This window comes from Glycomyces lechevalierae, from assembly GCF_027622945.1.
Lineage (GTDB): Bacteria > Actinomycetota > Actinomycetes > Mycobacteriales > Micromonosporaceae > Glycomyces > Glycomyces rutgersensis.
On sequence record NZ_JAPZVQ010000007.1, the window covers coordinates 1 to 23,614 of the forward strand.

General features: G+C 68.3%; 16 protein-coding genes. 12 read left to right on the top strand and 4 right to left on the bottom strand.

All coding sequences use genetic code 11. The annotated features are described in order from the left end of the window. The 7 genes from O2L01_RS13035 to O2L01_RS13065 form a co-directional block, all read left to right on the top strand. A partial coding sequence (locus O2L01_RS13035) for an ABC transporter permease subunit (protein ID WP_270122374.1) occupies positions 1 to 642 on the top strand: 642 nt, incomplete at its 5' end. Next, positions 639 to 1,577: a carbohydrate ABC transporter permease gene (locus tag O2L01_RS13040; protein WP_270122375.1), complete on the top strand. Its 939-nt coding sequence runs from the start codon at positions 639 to 641 to the stop codon at positions 1,575 to 1,577. The genes O2L01_RS13035 and O2L01_RS13040, both read left to right, overlap by 4 nt. A gap of 172 nt (positions 1,578 to 1,749) precedes the next feature. Then, positions 1,750 to 4,113, top strand: a complete 2,364-nt coding sequence (locus O2L01_RS13045; protein ID WP_270122376.1) for a sialidase family protein — start codon at positions 1,750 to 1,752, stop codon at positions 4,111 to 4,113. An 80-nt stretch (positions 4,114 to 4,193) separates the two neighbouring features. Further along, positions 4,194 to 6,572 carry a sialidase family protein gene (locus O2L01_RS13050; RefSeq protein WP_270122377.1) on the top strand — a complete coding sequence of 793 codons (2,379 nt, stop codon included), beginning with the start codon at positions 4,194 to 4,196 and terminating at the stop codon, positions 6,570 to 6,572. A 103-nt stretch (positions 6,573 to 6,675) separates the two neighbouring features. Continuing rightward, positions 6,676 to 7,986, top strand: coding sequence for an extracellular catalytic domain type 1 short-chain-length polyhydroxyalkanoate depolymerase (locus O2L01_RS13055; protein ID WP_270122378.1), 1,311 nt, complete (start codon positions 6,676 to 6,678; stop codon positions 7,984 to 7,986). A 163-nt stretch (positions 7,987 to 8,149) separates the two neighbouring features. Then, positions 8,150 to 8,584, top strand: a complete 435-nt coding sequence (locus O2L01_RS13060; protein ID WP_270122379.1) for an RbsD/FucU family protein — start codon at positions 8,150 to 8,152, stop codon at positions 8,582 to 8,584. Between the two features lie 3 nt (positions 8,585 to 8,587). Beyond that, complete coding sequence (locus tag O2L01_RS13065; protein WP_270122380.1) at positions 8,588 to 9,793, top strand: alpha-L-fucosidase; 1,206 nt, start codon at positions 8,588 to 8,590, stop codon at positions 9,791 to 9,793. 42 nt (positions 9,794 to 9,835) lie between these two features. On the opposite strand, the gene O2L01_RS13070 is transcribed toward O2L01_RS13065, so the two are convergent. Then, on the bottom strand, positions 9,836 to 10,657 hold the full coding sequence (locus tag O2L01_RS13070; RefSeq protein WP_270122381.1) for a helix-turn-helix domain-containing protein: 822 nt from the start codon (positions 10,655 to 10,657) through the stop codon (positions 9,836 to 9,838). 109 nt (positions 10,658 to 10,766) lie between these two features. Here O2L01_RS13070 and O2L01_RS13075 point away from each other — a divergent pair, with 109 nt between their 5' ends. After that, positions 10,767 to 11,963 carry a Gfo/Idh/MocA family protein gene (locus tag O2L01_RS13075; protein ID WP_270122382.1) on the top strand — a complete coding sequence of 399 codons (1,197 nt, stop codon included), beginning with the start codon at positions 10,767 to 10,769 and terminating at the stop codon, positions 11,961 to 11,963. Positions 11,964 to 12,011: 48 nt separating this feature from the next. Here the strand turns inward: O2L01_RS13075 and O2L01_RS13080 are convergent, their stop codons facing one another. After that, positions 12,012 to 13,034, bottom strand: a complete 1,023-nt coding sequence (locus tag O2L01_RS13080) for a LacI family DNA-binding transcriptional regulator (RefSeq protein WP_270122383.1) — start codon at positions 13,032 to 13,034, stop codon at positions 12,012 to 12,014. Between the two features lie 338 nt (positions 13,035 to 13,372). Between O2L01_RS13080 and O2L01_RS13085 the strand changes: the two genes are divergently transcribed. Genes O2L01_RS13085 through O2L01_RS13095 form a run of 3 tightly spaced genes read left to right on the top strand, consistent with a single transcriptional unit; the run spans position 13,373 to position 16,931 of the window. Beyond that, positions 13,373 to 15,040, top strand: coding sequence for an extracellular solute-binding protein (locus O2L01_RS13085; protein WP_270122384.1), 1,668 nt, complete (start codon positions 13,373 to 13,375; stop codon positions 15,038 to 15,040). Then, positions 15,037 to 16,017 (top strand): ABC transporter permease, encoded by a 981-nt coding sequence (locus O2L01_RS13090; protein ID WP_270122385.1) that lies wholly within the window; start codon positions 15,037 to 15,039, stop codon positions 16,015 to 16,017. Before O2L01_RS13085 ends, O2L01_RS13090 begins: the two co-directional genes overlap by 4 nt. Beyond that, a complete protein-coding gene (locus O2L01_RS13095; protein WP_270122386.1) occupies positions 16,017 to 16,931 on the top strand; it encodes a carbohydrate ABC transporter permease in 915 nt (304 codons plus the stop codon). Before O2L01_RS13090 ends, O2L01_RS13095 begins: the two co-directional genes overlap by 1 nt. A gap of 125 nt (positions 16,932 to 17,056) precedes the next feature. On the opposite strand, the gene O2L01_RS13100 is transcribed toward O2L01_RS13095, so the two are convergent. Beyond that, positions 17,057 to 18,733: an RICIN domain-containing protein gene (locus O2L01_RS13100; RefSeq protein ID WP_270122388.1), complete on the bottom strand. Its 1,677-nt coding sequence runs from the start codon at positions 18,731 to 18,733 to the stop codon at positions 17,057 to 17,059. A gap of 262 nt (positions 18,734 to 18,995) precedes the next feature. Between O2L01_RS13100 and O2L01_RS13105 the strand changes: the two genes are divergently transcribed. Then, positions 18,996 to 20,000 carry a hydroxyacid dehydrogenase gene (locus O2L01_RS13105; RefSeq protein ID WP_270122389.1) on the top strand — a complete coding sequence of 335 codons (1,005 nt, stop codon included), beginning with the start codon at positions 18,996 to 18,998 and terminating at the stop codon, positions 19,998 to 20,000. 61 nt (positions 20,001 to 20,061) lie between these two features. On the opposite strand, the gene O2L01_RS13110 is transcribed toward O2L01_RS13105, so the two are convergent. After that, complete coding sequence (locus O2L01_RS13110) at positions 20,062 to 23,484, bottom strand: hypothetical protein (protein ID WP_270122390.1); 3,423 nt, start codon at positions 23,482 to 23,484, stop codon at positions 20,062 to 20,064. Between the last annotated feature and the right edge of the window lie 130 nt (positions 23,485 to 23,614).

A 23,614-nucleotide genomic window follows, 5' to 3' on the forward strand; every position in this document is an offset into this window, starting at 1 on the left:
GTCGCGCTGGCCCTGGCGATGAACAGCATCATCTCCCTCAAGGTCCGCTCCACGTTCCAGTCCATCGTGTACCTCCCCCACTTCTTCTCGTGGGTCCTCGTCGTCACCGTCTTCGTCCAGGTCCTCGGCGCCGACGGCCTCGTCTCGAACTGGATCATGGACGGCGGCGGGGAACGGCTCGACTTCACCTCCAACCCCGACACCTTCACCTTCCTGGTGTGGATGCAGTGGGCGTGGAAGGACGCCGGCTGGGGCATGATCATCTTCCTGGCCGCCTTGGCGTCGATCAACCCGAGCCTCTACGAGGCCGCGGCCTCCGACGGCGCGAACCGGTGGCGCAGGATGTGGCACATCACCCTGCCCGGTATCCGGCCGGTCATCATCCTGCTGCTCATCCTCCAGATCGGCGGCATCCTCTCGGTCGGCTTCGAGCAGTACCAGCTGCAGCGCCAGGCCGTGGGCTACCAGGCCACGGAAGTGCTCGACACCTACGTGTACTACCAGAGCATCGTCGGCAGCCAGGGCGAGTCCTTCGGCACCGCGGCGGGCCTGTTCAAGGGCGTGATCGGACTGATCCTCATCCTCGTCGCCAACAACATCGCGCACCGCCTCGGAGAGCAAGGGATCTACCAGAAGTCATGACCGCCACCGCGATTCGCCAACCCCGCCGCAGCAAGCGCCCCGTCTGGGACGAGGAGCCCTCGCTCGCCGGCAAGGCCGTCAAAGCCCTGTTCCTCATCTGCTACGGCGCGGCCATCGTCCTGCCGCTCTGGGCCGTCGTGGCCACCAGCTTCGCGAGCGAGGACGCCCTCAACCGCGCGGGCGGCAACCTGCTGATCCTGCCCACCGAAGTGAGCTTCCAGGCCTACCAGGAGATCTTCTCCGGCGGCGCGCTCACCGACTCGCTGGTCCTGACCACCACCCTCACCATCGGCGGCACCGCGATCAGCATGGTCCTCACCATCTGCGGGGCGTACGCGCTGTCGCGGACCGGCTCGCTGCTGCACCGCCCGATCCTGTGGTTCATCCTGCTCACGTTCCTGTTCGGACCGGGTATGTTCCCCAGCTTCCTGGTGGTGCAGAAACTCGGCCTGTTCAACTCGTACTGGTCGCTCATCCTGCCCGGGGCCGTGCAGACCTTCAACATCATCATCCTGCGCGCGTTCTTCATGAACTCGATCCCCGGCGAGCTCATCGACGCCGCCAAGATCGACGGCGCCGGCGAGTTCCGCACCCTGTTCCGGATCGTGCTGCCGATGTCCAAGGCGATCCTCGCCGTCATCGCGCTGTTCTATGCGGTCGGCTACTGGAACATGTACTTCGCGGCGGTGCTCTACACGCCGGGCCTGGAAGTCCAGCCGATCCAGGTGGTGCTGCAGCGGATGCTCATGTCCACCCAGGGGCTCCCCGAAGGCGCCCAGGCCGCCGCCCAGTACCGGGACCAGGGCGAATCGGCGCCGACCGCCGCACTCAAGATGGCCGTGGTCGTCTGCACGATCATCCCGATCGTGATCATGTACCCGTTCATCCAGAAGCACTTCACGAAAGCCGTGATCACCGGCGCCGTGAAGGGTTGACCCGCGGTCTGTGAGGGTTCCGCAGGGGGAGGGCGTCCGGATCTGTGCAGGGTCCGGACGCCCGTGCTCCTCTTCCCCACGCAGACAACGCATTCGCCCCGATTGCGCGGCAGCGTCAGCGCGCCGCCCCAACGACTCCGACCTCTCACTATCAGTCCATAAGGAGAACACCGTGCGACGACGCACTTTCGCCACCTCCCTCGGCGCGGCCGCGGTCGCGGCCGGCGCCCTGCCGACTTCGGCCTTCGCCGCGCCCAGTACGCAATGCGAGGACGCCTACACCTGGAAGAACGCCGCGATCAACGGCGGCGGGTTCGTGCCGGGCATCGTCTTCAACGAGACCGAGGCCAATCTCATCTACGCCCGCACCGACATCGGCGGATGCTACCGCTGGCAGGAGGACTCGCGGACCTGGAAGCCGCTCCTGGACTGGGTCGGCCGCGACAAGTGGGGCTACACCGGCGTGGTCTCGATGGCCACCGACCCGGTCGACACGAACCGCGTCTACGCCGCCGTCGGGACTTACACCACGGACTGGGACACCAACAACGGCGCGATCCTCTACTCCGACGACAAGGGCGACACCTGGGGCGTCGCCGAGCTCCCGTTCAAGCAGGGCGGCAACATGCCCGGCCGCGGCATGGGCGAACGCTTGGTCGTCAACCCGGCCGACAACGCCGAACTGTACCTGGGCACTCCCAGCGGCAACGGCCTGTGGCGCTCGAAGGACTACGGCCGCACCTGGGCGAAGGTCGAGGAGTTCCCGAACCCCGGCAACTTCGTCATCGACCCCGCGAATCCTTACAACGCGGACAACCAGGGCGTGATCTGGATCGACTTCGACCAGATCGGCGGCAAGATCTATGTCGGCGTCGCCGACCCGGCCGACCCGCTGTACGTCTCCGAAGACGGCGGCGCGACCTGGCAGGCCGTCCCCGGCGCAGCCGAAGCCCTCGGTTCGGTCGACGGCAACCGCACCATCCCCAAACAGTCCGCAGTGGACAACACGAACGGGTTCCTGTACGTCATCACCAGCCACGACCCCGGCCCGTACAACGGCGGCACTGCTTCCGGCCGCGGCGGTAAGATCTCCCGGCTGGCGACCGAGACCGGCGAATGGACCGACGTCACCCCCGGGTACAACCCCGGCCGCTCGATCCCCGGCTTCGGCGGGATCACCGTCGACCGTCAGAACCCTGGCACCCTAATGGCATCCACCTGCAACAACTGGTGGCCCGACGAGATCCTCTTCCGCTCCACCGACTCCGGCGCTACCTGGCAGACCAGTTGGGACTACGCCGAGGGCCAGGACCGCCACGACCGGTTCGACATGGACAAGTCCGGCAGCCCGTGGTTGTCGTGGAACGGCGAGGACCAGGGGCCCGCGTACGCGGTCAAGCACGGGTGGATGATCGAGGCCTTCGCGATCGACCCGCACAATTCCGACCGCCTCATGTGGGGCACCGGCGCGACCATCTGGGGCACCGACGAACTGACCCAGTGGGACTCGCAGGGCGAACTCATCGGCGAGAACGAAGCCGGTCAGCGCGTCGCCCTGCCGATCGAGAAGTTCACCGTCGGCGTGCGCGCCGAGGGCGTCGAGGAGTGCGCGACCCTCGACCTCGCCGCGATCGGCGGGACGCTCCTCTCGGCCGTCGGCGACGTCGCCGGGTTCGTCCACACCGACCTCGACCGGGCCGAGACGATGATCAACCTCGGCTATTCGACGGGCACCTGCGTGGACTTCGCCCAGTCGAAACCGGACCTCCTCGTCGCCACCGGCAACGTGCACGGCAACGAGAAGGGCCACGTGGGGGTTTCGACCGACCGCGGCAAGACCTGGGCGAACACGACGCGGGTCGAAAGCGTCCCCGGCGACGGCCACGGCGGCACCGTGGCGGTCAACGCCGACGGGTCCGCGATCCTGTGGTCCCCCGACGGCACCGAGGTCACCCCGGTGTACAGCAACGACCTGGGGAAGACCTGGAACCCGGTCGAAGGACTCCCGGCGGGGGCGAAGGTCCGCTCCGACCGCGTCAAGGCCTCGGTCCTGTACGCCTTCTCTGGCGGCGTGTTCTACCGCAGCACCGACGGCGGCAAGACCTTCGCCGACACGGGTGCGACCGGCCTGCCCCCGGGGGCCGTCGAGGACTTCGGGGCCGTTCCCGGCCACAAGAACCACGTCTGGCTCGCCGGGCGCGGCGACGAGAAGGAAGGCATCGGCGGGGGCATGTGGCGCTCCAAGGACGGCGGCACCACCTGGAAGAAGATCACGGTGTTCGAGACGGCGGAGTCCGTCGGTTTCGGCAAGGCCGCCAAGTCATCCGGATACCCGGCGATTTACACCTCCGCAGTGATCGGCGGCAAGGCCGCGATCTACCGCTCGACCGACGGCGGCTCCAAGTGGTCCCGCATCAACGACGACGACCACCAGTGGGGCTGGTCGGGATCCGCCATCACCGGTGACCCGCTCGTCTACGGCCGTGTCTACCTCACCACGAACGGCCGCGGCATCATCTACGGCGACATCGCCTGACAAGACGAGAGCCGCCCCGCCGAGAGGCGGGGCGGCCCCCGAGACCCACCCCTCGCAACCAACACGAAGGAGAAAACATCGTGCGACGACGCACATTTGCCGCCTCCGTCGGCGCGGCCGCAGCCGCGACAGCAGTGGCGGTCGGCACCCTGCCGGCCTGGGCTCGAAACAACGACAGGCCGAAGCAGGCCGACACCTACACCTGGAAGAACGTCGCGATCAACGGCGGCGGGTTCGTGCCGGGCATCGTCTTCAACGAGACCGAGCCGGGCCTGATCTACGCCCGCACCGACATCGGCGGGTGCTACCGGTGGCAGGAGGACTCCCGCACCTGGAAGCCGCTCCTGGACTGGGTCGGCCGCGACAAGTGGGGCTATTCCGGCGTGGTCTCGATGGCCACCGACCCGGTCGACACGAATCGGGTCTACGCCGCGGTCGGCACCTACACGATCGACTGGGACCCCAACAACGGCGCGATCCTCTACTCCGACGACAAGGGCGACACCTGGGGCATCGCCGAGCTGCCGTTCAAGCAGGGCGGCAACATGCCCGGGCGCGGCATGGGCGAACGCCTCGCCGTCAACCCGGTGCACAACTACGAGCTGTACCTGGGCGCACCCAGCGGGAACGGCCTCTGGCGCTCGCACGACTTCGGCCGCACCTGGGCGAAGGTCGAGAACTTCCCCAACCCCGGCGACTTCGTGGTCGACCCGTCGAATCCGACGCTCGCCGACAACCAGGGCGTGATCTGGATCGACTTCGATCAGATCGGCGGCAAGATCTATGTTGGCGTGGCCGACCCGGCCGACCCGCTGTACGTGTCCGAGGACGCCGGCGCAACCTGGCAGGCCGTCCCCGGCGCCGCCGCGGCGCTCGGCGATGCCGACGGGAACCGCACCATCCCCAAGCAGTCCGCAGTGGACAACACGAACGGCTACCTGTACGTCATCACCAGCTGGGATCCCGGCCCCTACAACGGCGGCCCCTCCTCCGGCACAGGCGGTCGGATCCAGCGCCTGTCGACCCAGACCGGCGAATGGACCGACGTCACCCCGCCCTACAACCCCGGCCGCCCGATCCCAGGCTTCGGCGGCATCACGGTCGACCAGCAGAACCCCGGCACTCTGATGGCGTCCACCTGCAACAACTGGGGTCCCGACGAGATCCTGTTCCGCTCCACCGACTCCGGCGCGACCTGGTCGCTGAGCTGGGACTACGCCGAAGGAGAGGACCGCCACGACCGCTTCGACATGGACAGCTCGGGCAGCCCGTGGCTGTCGTGGAACGGCGAGAACCAGGGACCGCAGTACGCGGTCAAGCACGGGTGGATGATCGAGGGCCTGGCCATCGACCCGCACAACTCCGACCGGATCATGTGGGGCACCGGCGCGACCATCTGGGGCACCGAGGAACTGACCCGATGGGACGCCCAAGGCGACCTCATCGGCGAGAACGAGGCCGGCCAGCGCGTCCCGCTGCCGATCGACAAGTTCACCGTCGGCGTCCGCGCCGAGGGCGTCGAAGAGACCGCCTCCCTCGACCTCGCGGCACTCGGCGGGACGCTCGTCTCGGCCGTCGGCGACATCGCCGGGTTCGTCCACACCGACCTCGGCCGGGCCGAACCCATGATCGACACCGACTGGTCCACGGGCACCAGCGTCGACTTCGCCCAGTCCGACCCGGACGTCGTCGTCGGCGCCGGCAACGTGCACGGCAACGAGAAGGGCCACGTCGGCGTCTCCACCGACCGCGGCAAGACCTGGAGGAACGCCGCACGCGTCGAAGGCGTCCCCGGCGACGGCCACGGCGGCACCGTCGCGGTCACCGCCGACGGGTCCAGGATCCTCTGGTCGCCGAGCGACACGGAGATCACTCCGGTCTACAGCACCGACCTCGGCGCGACCTGGAACCCGGTCCAAGGACTCCCGGCGGGGGCGAAGATCCGGTCCGACCGCGTCGAGCCGTCGGTCCTGTACTCGTTCTCCGGCGGCACGTTCTACCGCAGCACCGACGGCGGCGCGACGTTCACCAGCACGGGAGCGACCGGCCTGCCGACCGCGGGGGTCGAAGACTTCCGTGCCGTCCCGGGCCACAAGAACCACGTCTGGCTCGCCGGGCGCGGCGACGACACCAGTGGCGCCGCGGGCGGCATGTGGCAATCCACGGACGGCGGTACCCGCTGGACCCGCATCGCCGCCTTCGACACGGCCGAATCCGTCGGTTTCGGCAAGGCCGCCAGCCAATCCGGTTACCCGGCGATCTTCACCTCGGCCGTGAAGGACGGCAAGGCCGCGATCTACCGCTCGACCGACGGCGGCGCCACCTGGACCCGCATCAACGACGACGTCCACCAGTGGGCCTACTCCGGGTCCGCCATCACGGGCGACCCGCTCGTCTACGGCCGCGTCTACCTCACCACCAACGGCCGCGGCATCATCTACGGCGACATCGCCGCCTGAGGCCGACCCGTTCCACTCCACCGATCCGGGGTGTCCGGACTCCCCTCCGGGCACCCCGGATCCCCCTCATCCGCACAGTCCACCTACAAGGAAGTAGCAAGGCATGTCAACAGTCATGCAATGGCGCCGCGGCACGGCGGCGGTCTTCGCGATCGCGCTCGCGCTGGCCTCCGCGCTGATGGTCTTCATGTCCCCCAAGGCTGCGCAGGCCGCCCAGCTCACGCAGATCACGAACTTCGGGAACAACCCCGGCAACCTCCAGATGTACGTGTACGTGCCCGACAACGTCGGGCCGAACCCGGCGATCGTGGTCGCCTCCCACTTCTGCACCGGGTCCGCGCAGGCGATGTTCGACGGCACCCAGTTCGACGAGCTGGCCGGCCAGTACGGCTACATCGTCGTCTACCCGTCCGTGACCCGCGAGAGCAAGTGCTTCGACGTCGCGTCGCAGGTCTCCCTCTCGGGCACCGGCGGCGACTCGGTCAGCATCAAGTCGATGGTCGACTACGCACTCGCCAACTACGGCGCCGACCCGAACCGGATCTTCGCCACCGGCATCTCCTCGGGCTCGATGATGACCAACGTCCTGCTCGGGGTCTACCCCGAGGTGTTCAAGGCCGGATCGTCGTATGCCGGTGTGCCTTTCACCTGTTTCGCCGGCAGCGGCGAGTGGAGCACCGCCTGCGCGACCGGGACGATCAACCGCACCCCGCAGCAGTGGGGCGATGCGGTCAGGAACGCCAACCCCGGCTACAACGGCCCGTGGCCGCGCATGCAGATCTTCCACGGCACCGAGGACGAGGCGCTCTACTACCCGAACTTCCAAGAGCAGATCGACCAGTGGACCAACGTCAACGGCACCGACCTGACGCCCGAGTACACCGACCACCCGCAGTCGAACTGGACCCGCACCCGCTACGGCAGCACGGGCGGCCAAGCCCTGGTCGAGGCCATCAGCATGCAGGGCGTCAACCACGGCCTGCCGCACCAGCCTCTCGAGACGCTCCGCTTCTTCGGCCTCGCGCCGGCGAGCAGCGGTCTGATCGTCGGCACGGCCTCGAGCCGCTGCGTGGACGTCCCGAACTCGCCGGCGGCGAACGGGACGCAAGCGGTGCTGTGGGACTGCAACGGCGGCGTCAACCAGACGTTCACCCGCACCTCCGCCGGCGAGCTGCGGGTCGGCGACAAGTGCCTCGAAGCGCAGGGCTGGGGCACGGCCAACGGCACCAATGCCGTGGTCTGGGACTGCACGGGCGGCGCGAACCAGCGCTGGAACGTCAATGCCAACGGCACGTTCACCAACGTCCACAACGGACTGTGCTTGGACGCCAGCGGCGGTGCGACCGCCAACGGCACCAAGCTCATCCTCTGGCCCTGCAGCGGCACCTCCAACCAGCAGTGGAGGCTCGGCTAGCGACGACCACAGCCCGGGGCGGTCGAGCGACCGCCCCGGGCTGTGCTGTATCTGCAGGATGGTGAAAACCGACCACTGGTCGGTGAATGCGGACCTTCCCGCGGCCCGTCTCTGCTTCTAGGCTCGGCTGCGGCGGCCCGGGGGCCGCGATCGAAAGGACGGCATGCTCACCTACAAGCTCATCCACCCTCCGCTCCTCGCCGCGCTCGCAGCGGCCGGGCACGGCTCGCGGATCCTCATCGCCGACGGCCACTTCCCGTGCTCGACTCATACGAACCCGGCGGCGGCGATGATCCATCTCAACCTGCGCCCCGGCCTGCTCGACGTCGACCAGGTCCTCGAGACCCTGCTCGACGCCGTGCCGATCGAGCACGCGGCCGTCATGGCCTCGGACGGCGCGCACGTCCCCGCCCATGACGGCTACCGCGCCGCGCTCGGCGACGTGGTCCCGTTCGAGCAGGTCGAGCGGTTCGCGTTCTACGACCTCGCCCGGACAAGCGACGTCGCCGTCGTCATCGCCACCGGCGACCAGCGCCAGTGGGCGAACCTGCTGCTGACCGTCGGCGTCGCCGGCGTGACACCTCGAAAGGAACACTGAACCATGACCGGTAAGCACCGCGAGAACCTTCCCGAATGGGCGCGTGAGGCCAGCCTCGGCATCTTCATCCACTGGGGAGCGTACGCGGTCCCCGCCTGGGCCGAGCCGGAGCACATTGCGGGCGAAGCGGAACCCGAAGGCGGGTGGTTCAAGCACAGCTCCTATGCCGAGTGGTACGCGAACACCATCCGCATCGACGGGTCGCCTGCCGCCTCGTACCACGCGGAGGTCTACGGATCGGCGCCCTACGAGGACTTCCTCGACCAGTGGCGGGCCGAGAACTACGACCCCGCCGCATGGGCGCGGCTGTTCAGCGCGCTCGGTGCGGACTACGTCGTGCCCGTCACCAAGCACCACGACGGAGTGACGCTGTGGGACGCCCCGGGCAGCAAAGGGTGGAACACCGTCGACCGCGGCCCGAAGCGCGACCTGCTCGGCCCGCTCGCCGAAGCCGTACGCGCAGAAGGCATGCGCTTCGGCGTCTACTACTCCGGCGGCCTCGACTGGTCGATCACCGACTTCCCGCCGATCAGGGACGCCGAGGATCTCTTCCACCGGTATCGCCCCAACGACGCGGCCTACGCGGCTTACGCCACCGCGCACGTCCGGGACCTGATCGACCGCTACGCGCCGTCGGTGCTCTGGAACGACATCGAATGGCCCGAGGCCGGCAAGGAGGACGGCTCGCTCGCCGAGCTGATCGCCCACTACCGCGACGCCGTCCCCGACGGGATCGTGAACGACCGCTGGGGCGCCGACGTCTGGGACTACCGCACGAGCGAGTACTCGATGGCCGCGGAGCACGAGACCGGGATCGGCTGGGAGCACAACCGCGGGCTCGGATCCTCCTTCGGCTACAACCACGTCGAGGACGAATCACTCACCTTGAGCCCGCGCGCGCTGGCGAAGCACTACGCGGACGTGGTCTCGCGGGGCGGGCGGCTGCTGCTCAACGTCGGCCCCGACGCGTCCGGCCGCATCCCCGAGGTCCAGCTGCGCACGCTCACCGGTGTGGCCGAATGGATGTCCTCGATCAAGCCGTACACCGCCGACCGGAGCTTCCCCGAGGTCGCCGTGTCCGCCGAGGCCGACAACTGGTGCCGCACTTGGGTGAGCGGCGACCGGCTCGTCGTCGTCGCCGACCGGCCCGAGGACGTGAAGGTCACCGCGCCCGGCTACGAGACCGTCGCGATCGCGCTCCCTGCATAGTCGTCACGGCGGGCCGGGGCGCGGTGCCCCGGCCCGTTCGCGTCACTGGTGCAGCCGCCGGTAAGCGGCGGGAGGCATGCCGCACTCGGCCCTGAACGCGGCGTAGAAGCGGCTCACCGAGCTGAAGCCCGACTCGGCGGCCACGTCGGCGATCGGCAGGTCGGTCGTGATGAGCAGCCGGCGGCCCTCGGCGAGGCGGCATCCGGTGAGGTAGTCCCAGATCGTCGTGCGCACGATCTTGCGGAAGTGGGCCATCGCGTAGTTGGGGTGGAGATTCGCCGCCGCGGCGACATCGGCGACCGTCAGCGGTTCGCGGAAGTGCTCAGCGAGGTGGCGGACCATGGCGACGACGTGGCGCAGCGCCGGGTCGCCGCCGGTGTACGGCGGTACGGGCTCCCCCGGGGCGTCCAGCGCGAGGCGGCGCACCCGCGCCTCGACCTCGAGGAGCAGGATGCGGCGCCGCTCGGGCTGCGCGCCGTCCAGGTCGGCGGCCCACTGCGTGAAGTTCGCCGGGTCCGAGGCCATCGCGGCCGAGGGCGGGGCGATGAGCGGCTTCCCGGACAGCAGGCGGCCGACCAGCGCGGTCGGCAGCCCCCAGCCCAGGAACGTCGCGAACGGGACGTGCACCCAGTGGGCCCTGGTGGCGGCGTTGGCGACGAGCTGGTGGGGCACGGCCGCCCAGAAGGCGGCCACGGAGCCCGGGCCGATCTCGACGGGCTCGCCGCCGAAGAGGTAGAGCATCGTGCCGCCCTCGGCGACGAAGTTGATCTCCAGGTCGTCGTGCTGGTGGGCGGTGTCCATCAGGACGGGCCGCCCGGCCCACCCGACCAGCTCTGAGGGCTGGACCGCGATCTGAGTATCCAAGAAACACTCGCTCGTATCGATGAAGACTTCTCGGATCAAAACTAATACGTTCATGGAGGCGTCCGGCACCGGCCGTTCGGCCATCGACCTACGACCAAGGAGTCCAACCGTGTTCGCTATCGGTATCGTCGGGGCCGGCCAGTTCGCCGGCGGTTTCGCGAAGCTGTTCGACGCCCACCCCGGCGTCTCCCGCGTCACCGTCACCGACGTGATCGCCGACCGGGCCTCGACCCTCGTCGCCGAGCTCGGCCTGGCCGGCGCGGAGGACGACTTCGACGCCATGCTCGCCTCCGATGTGGACGCCGTCGCGATCTTCACGCAGCGGTGGACCCACGGCCCGCTCGTCGTCAAGGCGCTGCGCGCGGGCAAGCACGTCTACTCCGCGGTGCCGATGGCGTTCACCGTCGAGGAGATCGGCGCGATCATCGACGCCGTCAAGGAGACCGGCCTCACCTACATGATGGGCGAGACCAGCCAGTACAACCCCACCACGGTGCTCGCCCGGCAGAAGGCCTCCGAAGGCGCGTTCGGCCGCCTCTTCTACGCCGAGGGCGACTACGTGCACGACATGGACCACGGCTTCTACGCCGCGTACCAGTACAGCGGCGGCGCGGACTGGAAGCGCACGGCCAGCTTCCCGCCCATGAAGTACCCGACCCACGCCATCGGCGGCGTCCTCGGCGCCTGGGACACCCACGCCGTCAGTGTGAGCGCGATCGGCGTGCCCGACCAGCGCGGGGACGGCGTCTTCGACAAGTCCGTGAGCATGTTCGACAACGACTTCTCGAACGCCACCGCGCTGTTCGAGACGGCCGACGGCGCCAGCTTCCGCACCAACGAGTTCCGGCGCGTCGGCCTCGCCCACTGGATCCCCGAGTCCCGCTTCAACTTCTACGGCACCGAGGGCATCCTCGAGCAGAACTCCCGCGCCACCTTCTGGCACAACCGGTCCAAGGAGCTGGAGGACGTGACCGAGCTGGTGCAGCCGGGCTGGGCGACCGGCGCGGACGACCCGATCCTCGCGAAGGTCGACCCGGCGCTGCACGACTCGTTCATCTCCGGGCACGCGCCGGTGCACGACACCTCGGCGCTCCCGGTCGAGTTCAAGGGACTCGGCAACGGGCACATGGGCAGCCACCACCTGCTCGTGCACGACTTCGTGACCGCCGTCAACGAGCGGACCCTGCCGACCGTCAACGCCTGGGTCGCGGCGCGGTACACGCTCCCCGGCATCATGGCCCACGAGTCCGCGCTGCGCGGCGGCGAGCGGCTGCGCATCGACGACTTCGGCGACGCGCCGCAGTAGCGTCCCGCTGATGTGAACGCCCGGAGGCGACTCCGGGCGTTCGCCGTGTCAGGCGCGCGGCGGCGCGGTCGACTCCCGGACCACCAGCTGCGGCTTGACCACTGAGGACTTCAGGTCGGTCTTGCCTTGGAGCCGCTGCGACAGCAGGTTGAATGCGCGCGCTCCCAGATCCTCGAAGTCCTGCTCCACGGTCGTCAGGGAAGGGCGCCAGAGGGACACGAGCGGCTGTCCGTCGAAGCCGGCGATGGAGACGTCCCCCGGGACGTCGATGCCGCGGTCGGCCAGCGCCCGCATGACGCCGAGCGCGATCTCGTCGTTGCCGCAGAACACGGCGGTCACGTCGTCGCGTCCGGCGATGCGCTCGCCCCAGCGGTAGCCGGAGACGGCGTCCCATTCGGAGTTCATGACCGGCGGGACCTCGGCGCCCGCGTCCTGGAGGGCGGCGCGCCAGCCCTCGGTGCGGCCGGAGACCTTGCCGCCGGTGGGCCCTTCGATGTGGTGGACGGTCCGGTGCCCTTGGCGCAGCAGGTATTCGGTGACCTGGCGGCCGCCCGCGGCCTCGTCGATGAGCGCGGCCACCGGGCCGCCCGGCGGGCGCGACGCGCCTCCGGCTGCGACGACCGGCAGGGACTCGGGCAGCGCCCGCGCGACCTTCATGCCGGCGGCGCGGAATTCGAGGACGATCGCTCCCCCGATGGGCTGGGAGAGGGCGAGGTCCACTGCGCGCGCCACCGCTTCGTCCTCGTCTGAGGAGAGGATGGTGATCGAGATGGACATGCCCGCCTGCTGCGCCGCGGTCTCGATGCCGCGCAGGGTGTTGGCGTAGCCGTAGCTCGAGGTCGTGGCCTCCGCGATGATCGAGATGAGGTTCGACTGGCTCAGCCGCAGGGAGCGGGCGGCGCTGTTGGGCCGGTAGCCGAGCTCCTTCACCGCAGCGTTGACGCGCGCGACCAGATCCGGGGCGACGTTCTTGGTCCCGTTGAGCACGCGGGAGACGGTGGGGACCGAGACGCCCGCCGCCTTGGCGACGTCGGCGAGGACAGGGGCGCGGTACGACTTCGAGGAGGCCATGGCATTGAGGATACGAGACGTTCCGGGCGTTCCGCGCACGGGATCCCTCGTCGAGATAATCGTTATCTCAGATATCGAGCCGAGCCAAGATCATTTCCGAGGCTTCCTCAGGCGTAACATGATCCGATCTACCTGGTCATTCGTTGCTGCTTCGGGCTGCTCCTATCGAGACATAGAAAGCCCTTTCCATCCTGATCATTGACCGCCATCGATCGTGTTGATAACCTTCTCTCGACGCTGGGCAACGAAGGCCGACCCTTCCGGCACCACGGGCCTTCCTCCCATCCGTCGAACCAGAGTCATCAAACCTCAGGGACATCAGTAGGAGGACCCCTCTCATGGTCGAATTCTCTCGCCGCAACTTCCTCGGTGCCGCAGGCGCGGCAGCCGCGGCGACCGCCGTCGGCGCCACCGCCGCGGGCTGCTCGGACAACGCCGGCACCGCGGCCGGCGGCGACTACGACATGCCGACGTACCAGCCCGCGCCCGAACTGGACGTGCAGCCGTACTACGAGACCGACACGCCGGGCATGCAGAACATCTACACCGAGCAGGTGCAGACGTACTTCAAGTCGGTCGAGCGCGAGCCCGCCTCCGGCGGCAAGGTCAGCTGCTTCCAGCTCACCTGGGGCGACCCCTCGAAGCCCCTGGACGAGAACCCGTACTGGCAGGAGCTCAACGAGCGCCTCGGCGTCAGCTACGAGCCGCAGTTCGTGCCCCAGCCGGTCTTCTACCAGAAGTTCGCGACGATGCTCGCCTCCGGCGACGTGCCCGACCTGGTCTTTCTCGACGACCAGAACGCGACCTGTCTCCAGGGCGTCCGGGACGGCGCGTTCGCCGACCTCTCCACCGTCTTCTCGGGCGACAACATCCTCAAGTGGCCCAACCTGGCCGCGCGCAAAGAGGAGATCTGGCAGGCCAGCCTCAAGGACGGCCGCATCTTTCAGGTGCCCTCGGTCGGCTGGGCGCTCACCAACATCCCGACGATGCGCACCGACCTGGTCGACCAGACCTCGATCGGCCGCGCCCCCAAGGACGCCGACGAGCTGTTCACCATGCTCAAGGAGGTCTCTGCCCTCGGCACCGGCCCCGGCGGGCAGAAGGTCTACGGCCTCAACAAGTTCGACCCCCACCCGGGCACCGCCTCGATGTTCCAGCGCCTGTTCAAGGTCGGCCCCGAATGGCAGCTCAACGCCGACGGCGACCTGGTCCACATGACCCAGACCGAGAACTACAAGGCCATGCTCGAATGGCTCGCCCGCGCCTGGGCCGAAGACATCTTCGACCCGGTCTCCATGTCCCCCACCCCGACCGACATCGTCTCCGGGGCCGCCATCCGCTACGACGCGATCGGCGCCGCGATCAGCGCCACCGGCTTCTCGCAGTGGGAGGCCGACCTGCCGGGCGCGAAGTACGACTTCTTCGACATGCCCGGCTTCGACGGCTCCGAGCAACTGGTCGTCCGCAACATCCCCTACGGCAAGTCGACCTGCGTCTCCGCCGCCGTGGCCGAGGACGAGAAGCGGCTCACCGAGGTGCTCAACGTCCTCGACTACTTCTGCGCCCCGTACGGCTCCGAAGAGAACCTGTTCGTCAACTCCGGTATCGAAGGACGCAACTTCGACTTCGACGAGCACGGCATCCCCATCCCGAACCCGGAGTACGCGACCGAGATGGGCGTCCAGTACGTGGGCGTCCCCGGCGGCGACAACGGGTACCGGGTGCACCCGAATGCGGCTGCATGGGTCGACTCGTTCGTCGCCGTCATGGAACCCCTGGCCCAGAACTCGATCGACCGGCCGCTGACCGGCCTCGAAAGCGCGTCGCAGACCTTCATCACCAAGGGCGCGCAGCTCAAGCAGTTGTGGACCGACTTCGAGAACGGGGTCATCACCGGCCGCGAGAGCATCGACGGCCTCCAGTCCTTCGTGGACAACTACATGTCGCAGGGCGGCACGCAGGTCAAGGACGAGTACACCCAGGCACTCAAGGACGCCGGCAAGTGAGCGTCAAGACCGCTGCGAACCCCGGGACCCGCACTGAGCGGGCCCCGGGGCCGAACCCGTCTATGAAGCGCCGCAAGCCCTCGCTGGGCCAACGCATCTGGCGCGAGCGCTGGTCCTACACGTTCATCGTCCCCGGGGCGCTCTTCTTCCTGGTCTTCGCGTACGTGCCGATGCTCGGCAACGTCGTCGCGTTCCAGCAGTACTCGCCGTTCCGGGGCATCGAGGGCTCCCCCTGGGTGGGGTTCGCGAACTTCAACGCGATCTGGGCCGACCCCGAAGTGCTCACCGCGCTGCGCAACACGCTCATCATCGCGGTGTTGCAACTGGTGCTCGCGTTCCCGGCGCCGATCGCGCTCGCACTGCTGCTCAACTCGCTGATCTCCGACCGGATCAAGCGCATGGTGCAGACCGTGGTGTACCTGCCGTACTTCCTGTCCTGGGTCATCGTGATCTCGGTGTGGCAGCAGGTGCTCGGCGGCGGCGGCCTCGTGGCAGGGCTGCTCGACGGCTTTGGGGTCTCGGGGTTCGACGCGATGTCCAACGCCGACACGTTCAAGCTCCTCGTTGTCGCCCAGGGGATCTGGAAGGACTGCGGCTGGGGCACCATCATCTTCTTCGCGGCCATCGCCGGCATTCCGAACGACCGGTACGAGGCGGCCGCGATCGACGGCGCGACGCCGTGGCAGCGCACCTGGCACATCACGCTCCCCGCGCTGGTCCCGGTGGCGACGCTGCTGCTCATCCTGAACATCGGGTCGATCCTGACCGTGGGCTTCGAGCAGTTGCTGCTCCAGCAGCCGATGGTCGGTGCCGATGCGGCCCAAGTGATCGACACGTTCGTGTACTTCAGAGGCGTGCTCGGCGGCCAGTGGGGCATCGCCACAGCGGCGGGCCTGCTCAAGGGCGTCATCGGCACGATCCTGGTGCTGTCCGCGAACCGGGTCGCCAAGCGCCTCGGCGGAGAGGGGATCTTCTAATGGCAACGGCTGCAGCACTTCCCATTCGACGCAAGCAGGGCACCGCGCCCTGGATGAAACCGCCTTCGGTATGGGTGCGAGGGATCAAGGCGCTGGTCATCGCGCTGATCGTGATCACCATGATCTACCCGCTCGTGTACGTGATCGCGATGAGCTTCGCCGCCCCGTCCCAGGCGCGCGCGGGGGTCATCTTCCCGACCGAGTTCTCCCTCGACGCCTACCGAGCGATCTTCAACGGCGGCACCGTGACGCAGGGCCTCACCAACTCGCTGTTCATCACGGTCGTCGGAACGATCCTGTCGCTGGCGGCGACCTCGATGCTCGCGTGGGGCCTGGCCCGGACCCGGCAGGTCCCCGGCGCGAAGGCCGTGCTCGTCCTGATCCTCGCGACCATGTTCTTCAGCGCGGGCATCATCCCGAACTTCATGCTCATCAAGTACCTCGGCCTCCTGGACTCCACCTGGTCGCTCATCATCCCGGGCTTGATCTCGGCGTTCAACATGATCGTGATCAGGAACTTCTTCCAAGGCCTGCCCGAGGAACTCATCGAAGCGGCCCGCATCGACGGCGCGGGCGAATGGCGGATCTTCCTCCAGATCGTCCTGCCGCTGTCGAAGCCGGTGCTCGCGGTCATGGGCCTGTTCTACGCGGTCGGTTACTGGAACACCTACTTCAACGCGCTGCTGTACATCAACGACAGCGAGAAGTGGCCCATCCAGGTCGTCCTGCAGCAGTACGTGCTCGCCGGCGTGCAGATCCCCGGCGCGATGGTCTCGCCGGACGCCCCGCCCCCGCCTGGCATCACGCTGCAGATGGCGGTCATCGTCCTCGCCACCGTCCCGATCCTCGTCGTCTACCCGTTCCTCCAGCGCTACTTCACCTCCGGCGTCCTCACCGGCGCCATCAAGGGCTGATTTACGGCTCGCAAGCTTCGCCGAGACCGGCTGATTTACGGCTCGCAAACATCGCCGAGGCGGGCTGAACGACGCGACATGAAAGGGCCGAGCGAAACCGCTCGGCCCCTTCGCGTTCCACCGCGTCAGACTCGGATCAGCCGCCACCGCTGCGGCACGGAGCCCTTGTTCGGCCACTGGATCGCGACGTCGCCGTCGGCCTCCTTGTTGCCGTTGTCCAGCAGCATGCCGGAGCGTTCGCAGGTGAGCGTGACCGCGCCGCCGCCCACGTCGGTGATCTTCCACCGCTGGGTGGATCCGCCGTTGTCGGTCCACTGCTTGACCTGTGCGCCCTCGGTCGTGGCGTTGCCGTTGTCGAGGGCCTTGCCCGACTGCTCGCAGACGAGCTTGTAATAGCCGCTCCCGACGTCGGTGATCTTCCAGCGCTGCTGGGTGCCGCCGTTCTCGGCCCACTGGAGGACCGCGTGGCCGTCGACCGTGGAGCGGCCGTTCTCGAGGAACTTCCCGGAGCGCTCGCACATGAGGGAGTAGGTGGCGCCGGACGCGACCGCCGGGGTGGACCGCATGTGCGCGAGGGTGCCCCAGCCGAGGGCGTCGAACCCGCCGGAGTTGCCGCCGTAGTCGCCGCCGCCGCCTTCGGGGCGGGCGAGGGCGGCCATGCGCGCAGTGTAGGGCATGCGCAGGCCCTTCCTGGCGCTGTAGTGGTTGTAGACCAGCTCCCAGACGGGCCTGATCTGCCCGCGCGAGCCCTCGGAGATCACGGTCTGGTTGCTGTTCTCGCAGTTGTTGTACGTCGTGTACGGCACGTCGTAGCCGAGGTTGTAGCGGGCGACGTACTCGCAGGCCTTCGCGAAGGCGTTGTCGCGCGCGGAGTAGAGGTCGATGCCCTGGCTCCAGGCCATCTCCATGAAGGCGCCCATGAGGCCGATGCCCATGATGGAGTGCGCCTGGTCGCGGCCGGACTCCTGCCATTGGGCGAGGCCCTCGTCCTCGTAGACGAACGGGATCGCGTTGTTGATCGACCCTGCTCCGGCGCCGTTGTGGAAGTAGTCCACCGCTTCGTCGATCTTGGCCTGGTCGTCGCAGAGAATGCCGATGGCCATGATCGAGGCCATGTTGCAGAGGTCCCAGTTCGCCCAGTAGTGGGTGTCGCAGGTGCCGTTGTGCCGCACCAGGAAATCGGTGTTGAGGGCGTAGAAGACGTCCTTCATCATCTGCTGGAACCGGCCGAGTTCGAAACCGGGGGCGCCGCGGATGAGCTCGCCGGCGTTCGCGAACTGGTAGCCGTAGATGCCCGAGGCGAGGCGCGAGTCCGAGGGGGGCCAGTAGATGGACTTCAGGGTCGCGGACCACGCGTTGCAGATCCGCACGGCCGCGTCGCGGTGCGCGGTGTCGCCGCTGATGTGCCAGCGCAGGGCGTTCTGGTAGGCGGCGTGCGCGTCGTTGTAGAGCAGCCAGTAGTTCTGGGGCTTGTCGGTGCTGCCGCGCACGATCTCTTCGACCGGCTGGGGTGTCCAGGTGCTCTGGGAGTGCGAGTTGGCGACGAGCTTGTCCCAGCCCGCCTTCCACGGCTGGGCGCCGGCGTTGACTTTGGCCTTCATGCGGTCGATGTCGGCCTGGGTGTGGAGCGCGCCGGGGTGCGCGAGTGCGAGCGCGTTGATCGGGTCGGTGCTTTCCTGCGCGTGCGCGATGACGAGGCCGCCGGCCCCGGTGGCGGCCAGGGCGCCCGCGGCGGCCGCGCCCCGGAAGAGGCTTCGCCGCCGCAGGCCTGGTCGTGGACGACCGGTTCGGTTGTCGGACATGGTGCTCCTTCGCTGTCGTAGAGAGGCGCTGTGGAGGGGTTTGGCCGACGGGAGTGGATAACGTTATCCCGTACTTCTCAAGATAAGGTTATCATCCATACATGTCAATACTTTTGAGCTTCAATCGGCTGCGAATCAGCATGAGAATGCTCGTAGACATGCCTGATACAGGCGGTGAACACCGCAGTGCGATCTCGACAATCCGCAGCGGAGGCTCTATCCTAGATATCGTTATCCCTCAGACCTGGCAAGGAACTCCCGCATGACCGACCGCCTCCCGGCCCTGTTCGCGCTGGACCCCGTCTACCTCCCGAAGCTCTTCCCGGAGCCGAACCTGCGCCGCCTCCAGGCCGTACTCGACATCGATCCGGACCATGTCGTGCGCGACTTCGGCGACCCGCGCGCGGCCGAAGCGCTCGCCGAGACCGAAGTGCTCGTCACCGGCTGGGGCGCTCCGCCTCTCGACCCGGAGACGCTCGCGCGCGCCGGCAAGCTCCGCGCGATCCTCCACTCCGCGGGCAGCGTCCAGTGGGTCGACCGCGCCGTGCATGAGCGCGGCATCGCCGTCTCCTCCGCCGCCGACGCCAACGCCGTCCCCGTCGCCGAGTACACGCTCGGGACGATCCTCTTGGCGGGCAAGAACCTCTTCGGCCTGCGCGACCGCTTCCGCGCCGAACGGGGCTTCGTCATCGGGCAGGACCACACGGACTCAGGCAACTACGGCCGCACCATCGGCCTGATCGGTGCTTCAAGGATCGGACGCCGCGTCATCGAACTGCTGCGCCACTTCGACTTCGAGGTCCTGCTGGCCGACCCGCACGTCGCACCAGAAGAGGCCGACCGCCTCGGCGTGCGCCTCGTGGGCCTCGACAAGCTGTTCGCCGCCTCCGACATCGTCTCGGTCCACGCGCCCGACCTGCCCGAGACCCGCCGCCTCGTCAACGCCGAACGCCTGGCCGCCATGAAGGACGGCGCGGTCCTCATCAACACGGCCCGCGGCGCCCTGGTCGACACGGACGCGCTCGTCGCCGAGCTGGCCACCGGGCGGATCTCGGCGATCATCGACGTCACCGACCCCGAACCGCTCCCGCCCGCGTCGCCGCTGTTCGACCTCCCGAACCTGTTCCTGACGCCGCACGTGGCAGGCTCGCAGGGCAACGAACTGGCCCGCATGGGCCGCTTCATCATCGAGGAGGCCGAACGGCTCGCGGCCGGCGAACCGCTCGTCCACGCCGTCGACCCCCGGCTCCTCTCGATCCAAGCCTGAAACCACACCGCCCCGCCGCGCAGTGAGTGCGCGGCGGGGCGGGCGGCCGAGACGGTCTGTGTCAGGCGAGGTCCCCGTAGAACTCCACTTCGGCGAGGTTGCCGCTCCAGGCTCCCGCGTTGTAGATGCGGAAGTACCGGTAGTGGTCGTCTCCCGTGGCATTGCGCTGGATCCACTTGCCGGTGGTCGCACCGCTGAGCGCCGCGGTCAGGTCGGTCCAGGTCGCGCCGTCGTCCGAGCCCTGCACCACGGTGCCGTTGGCCCGGGCGGGATGGGAGGCTCGCGGCAGGCAGTAGACCTCGTCGAGGTGCGCCTCGGCTCCTTCGCCGAAGTCGATCGTGTAGTAGGAGCCGGTACTGGTGTTGAGGTCCCCGTAGGTGGCCCCGTCGCCGTCGAAGAGCAGGTAGCCCACTTCCGCGGCGCTGAGTCCGTTGCCGGGCCACTGCTTGGCGGAGGCCGTCACTGTGGCGATTTCGGCGATGTCGAGCTGCCGGTCGCGGTCGCCGCCGACATAGAGCGCCGTGCCGTCGGTGACGCCGGCGAACGTCGGGCCGGGCCGGCCGTCGGCATCGGTGTAGTCGACGGCGAGCGAGACGGTGCCCGGTGCGACGCCGTCGAGCGGCACGGAGGCCGTCCAGGTGACGCCGTCCTCTGAGGACGCCTCCGCGGTGATGCCGGCGACGGTCGCGGTGACGGCGGACAGCGGGGATTTCGCCGTGACGGTGACATCGACGGTGTCGCCTACCGCGATCTTTCCGGCGATCGCCTGATCGGAGGCGATCGAGGTGGCGGCGATGCGGTTGTCGACCTCGTGGCGCTCCCCGTAGATGTGGAACTCGGTCATCTCGAACACGCCGCGGACGATGCCGTAGAGCACGTCCGGCAACTGCTCGATCATCTGGACCTTGATGTACCGGAACTGGTCGTCCCGGAACTCCGGTGCCACTTCGAGCTTGTTGAAGTCCTGGGTGAACTCCGTGGCCCCCGGCGTGATCCTGGTCCAGTTGACGCCGTCGTTGGAGCCGTACACCGTCGAGTTCGCGATGCGGTCCGCGAAGATGTTGCTCTGGAACCCGAACTCGCGGGCCGAGACCCGGAAGTCGGGCCCGAAGTCGAAGGTGTGCGACATGTTCACGGCCTGCGGATAGGACGTGCCGGTCTGGTTGTCGCCGTCGAGGAGGAGCGGGGTGCGCTCCTTCGTCGTGGAGGCGTGCAGGAGGTTCGTGTAGTCGAGGCTGCCGTCCACGTCCGACTTCGGAGAGATGAGTCGCAGGCCGTCGGCCGCGGTGACCATGCCCGCCAAGGCGGTCGCGTAGGCCGCATCGGTGCCGTCCTCGAGCGCTGCCTCGGCGTTGTCGCGTGCGGTGTTGAAGGCGGCCTCAGTCGCGGACTCGTACCCGTCCTCGGGCTCGAAGTCCTCCAATGCCAGTTCCAGCGCCTCTTCGCGGTCGGCCGCGGCGTCGAGGACGACGGTCCGCGCGGCGACGCTCGTGCCGTCGTCGGCGTCGACGGTGATGGTCCCCGAGTCCGCTCCGGTCCACGTGAGCTTCCCGGTGGCGGAGTCGATCTCGGCCCCGTCGGGGAGTCCGGTGGCGCTGTAGATGATGCCCTCGGGACCGGTGGCGGCGAGGTCGACCGTGAGGTCGGCGCCGGACCAGCCGATGACGCGGCTGGGCGCGGTCTCCGGGAAGACCGGGCCGTCGAGTTCGGCCTGGGCGTTGATGTTGATGTGGTCGATGTCGACCGTGGCGCCCTCGGTCTCGATGTACAGGATGTTGTCCATGGCCCGGGTGACCGTGACGTAACGCCATTCGCCGCCGGTGTCCGGCAAGGTGACGGTGGTGTCCCGCCTGACCGTGTTGCTGTGGCTCACGCCGCCGAGGTGCATCACGGCCGCGCCTTCGGTGCGGATGCGGAAGGCCTGCTCCGGCTTGTTGTTCGCGCCGCTGAGGTAGGCGATCTTCGCGCCGTCGCCCATGCTCACGTAGCCGTCGCCGTCCTGGACGTCGCCCGCCAGGTTCGTGTAGCGCTGCTCGACCTCGAGGAGGTTCGGGTTCTCCGGCAGCGGCGGGTTCGCCTCGCCGGACGCTTCGGCGGGCGCGAACAGCCACGAGTCGCCGCCGCCGTCGTGGCCGTCCCAGCCGATGGAGGCGGAACCGGGGCGCTTGGAATAGGCCTCAGCGAAGTACGGTGCCATCGCCTCGACGTCCTCGCCGCGCGTGAACTTGTAGTAGTAGTAGATCTCCCAGAAGCTCGCGGTGCCGTAGCGGCCGCGGTAGCCGTCGGCGATGTGGTCGTACGTGTCGCGGATCGTGCCGTCGGGCGAGATCGCGTACGCCACCGGGGTCCACTCGGGATCGCGGCCGGACATGAACTGCCAGAAGTAATCGGCGGCGTGCAGGATCCGGTCGTCCAGGAACTCGTAGGGGCCGACCGCGTCGTCCGCGGTCGAGACCGTGCCGTCGACCGGGTCGACCTTGGTGCCCTGGGCGAGCATCATGCGGGCGAGGGCCGCGAAGTTGGTGATGTTGCCGCCGCCGTGGGCCTGGTCGCGGCCCATCTCGACGAGCTGCACGTGCGGGTCGGCGATGGGCTCGCCGGTCTTGTCGTTCGTGTCGACCCAGCGGGCCAGGCGGGCGATGGAGCCGTTGAAGCCCTCGTCCTTCGCGCTCTCGTTGACGGTGAACCACTCGACCTTCTCGGCGTACAGGTCGGCGTCGTCCATGAAGATCGACCCGGCCATCGAGCCGAGGAGCGGGTAGTTGTGCTGGTTCATGAATCGGTCCGGGGAGGACATGAACGTCGCGATGGCGGGCCTGATCAGGTTCGTGCTGAAGGCCTCGGTGTCGGCGTCGGTCCACGCGAGGGTGTCACTGCCGGCGCAGCTCGTGTAGCGCAGCAGCTCGGCGGCGGAGGCCATGCGGAACAGCGGGACGCCGTTGTGGATGTGCGAGTCGGTGTAGTACTCGAACTTGGAGGGGTCCATCTGCTCCCAGTTGCGGATGATCGCCAGGGCGTTCTGCCGGTGGACCTCCTTCCCGGTGAGCACGTACATGACCGCTTGGGTGTAGGACTTCAGGCCGTCCGCCTCGAACAGGCCTCGGGTGCCCGAGTTGAACGCGGTCGTGCGCGGCTTCGTCGGGTCCGAGCCGGCGTTGGAGGGCTTGACGCCCTCTCCGGCCGCGGAGGACTTCTTCAGCGCCTCGAACCCGGAGGCCCACGGCTCGGCGCCGGCCGCGATCTGGTCGATGGCGTTCTGCAGCACGGGCTCCGTGAGCCCGATGCCGGGGTGGCTGAAGCCGGCTTCGCTCTTCGTGGAGTCGAACTGCACGTCGCAGGTGCCGAGGTCTTGGGCCGCAACGGGTTCGGCGGCGCCTGGCACGAGTTGACAGAGCCCGATGGAGAGCAGGAGTGCCGCCGTCAACGCGAGGGCACGCCTGAGGAGGGCGGCGCGGTCGCGGACAGCGGCCAGTGAGGGACGCATGAGAGGTGACTCCTCTGTTCGAGAGATCGTTTTCAATCGATGGATAACGATATCTCATCGTCTCCCGATGATCAAGGCCACCGGTATCATTAACGAATCACCAGTTCAGAGCCGTAATGATGACACGATC

Coding starts and splice junctions, on each gene's coding strand:
- O2L01_RS13080 (WP_270122383.1), bottom strand. CDS start 13,034: ATGGCCTCCTCGAAGTCGTACCGCGCCCCTGTCCTCGCCGACGTCGCC.
- O2L01_RS13100 (WP_270122388.1), bottom strand. CDS start 18,733: ATGTCCGACAACCGAACCGGTCGTCCACGACCAGGCCTGCGGCGGCGA.
- O2L01_RS13110 (WP_270122390.1), bottom strand. CDS start 23,484: ATGCGTCCCTCACTGGCCGCTGTCCGCGACCGCGCCGCCCTCCTCAGG.
- O2L01_RS13095 (WP_270122386.1), top strand. CDS start 16,017: ATGGCAACGGCTGCAGCACTTCCCATTCGACGCAAGCAGGGCACCGCG.
- O2L01_RS13060 (WP_270122379.1), top strand. CDS start 8,150: ATGCTCACCTACAAGCTCATCCACCCTCCGCTCCTCGCCGCGCTCGCA.
- O2L01_RS13055 (WP_270122378.1), top strand. CDS start 6,676: ATGTCAACAGTCATGCAATGGCGCCGCGGCACGGCGGCGGTCTTCGCG.
- O2L01_RS13085 (WP_270122384.1), top strand. CDS start 13,373: ATGGTCGAATTCTCTCGCCGCAACTTCCTCGGTGCCGCAGGCGCGGCA.
- O2L01_RS13040 (WP_270122375.1), top strand. CDS start 639: ATGACCGCCACCGCGATTCGCCAACCCCGCCGCAGCAAGCGCCCCGTC.
- O2L01_RS13065 (WP_270122380.1), top strand. CDS start 8,588: ATGACCGGTAAGCACCGCGAGAACCTTCCCGAATGGGCGCGTGAGGCC.
- O2L01_RS13105 (WP_270122389.1), top strand. CDS start 18,996: ATGACCGACCGCCTCCCGGCCCTGTTCGCGCTGGACCCCGTCTACCTC.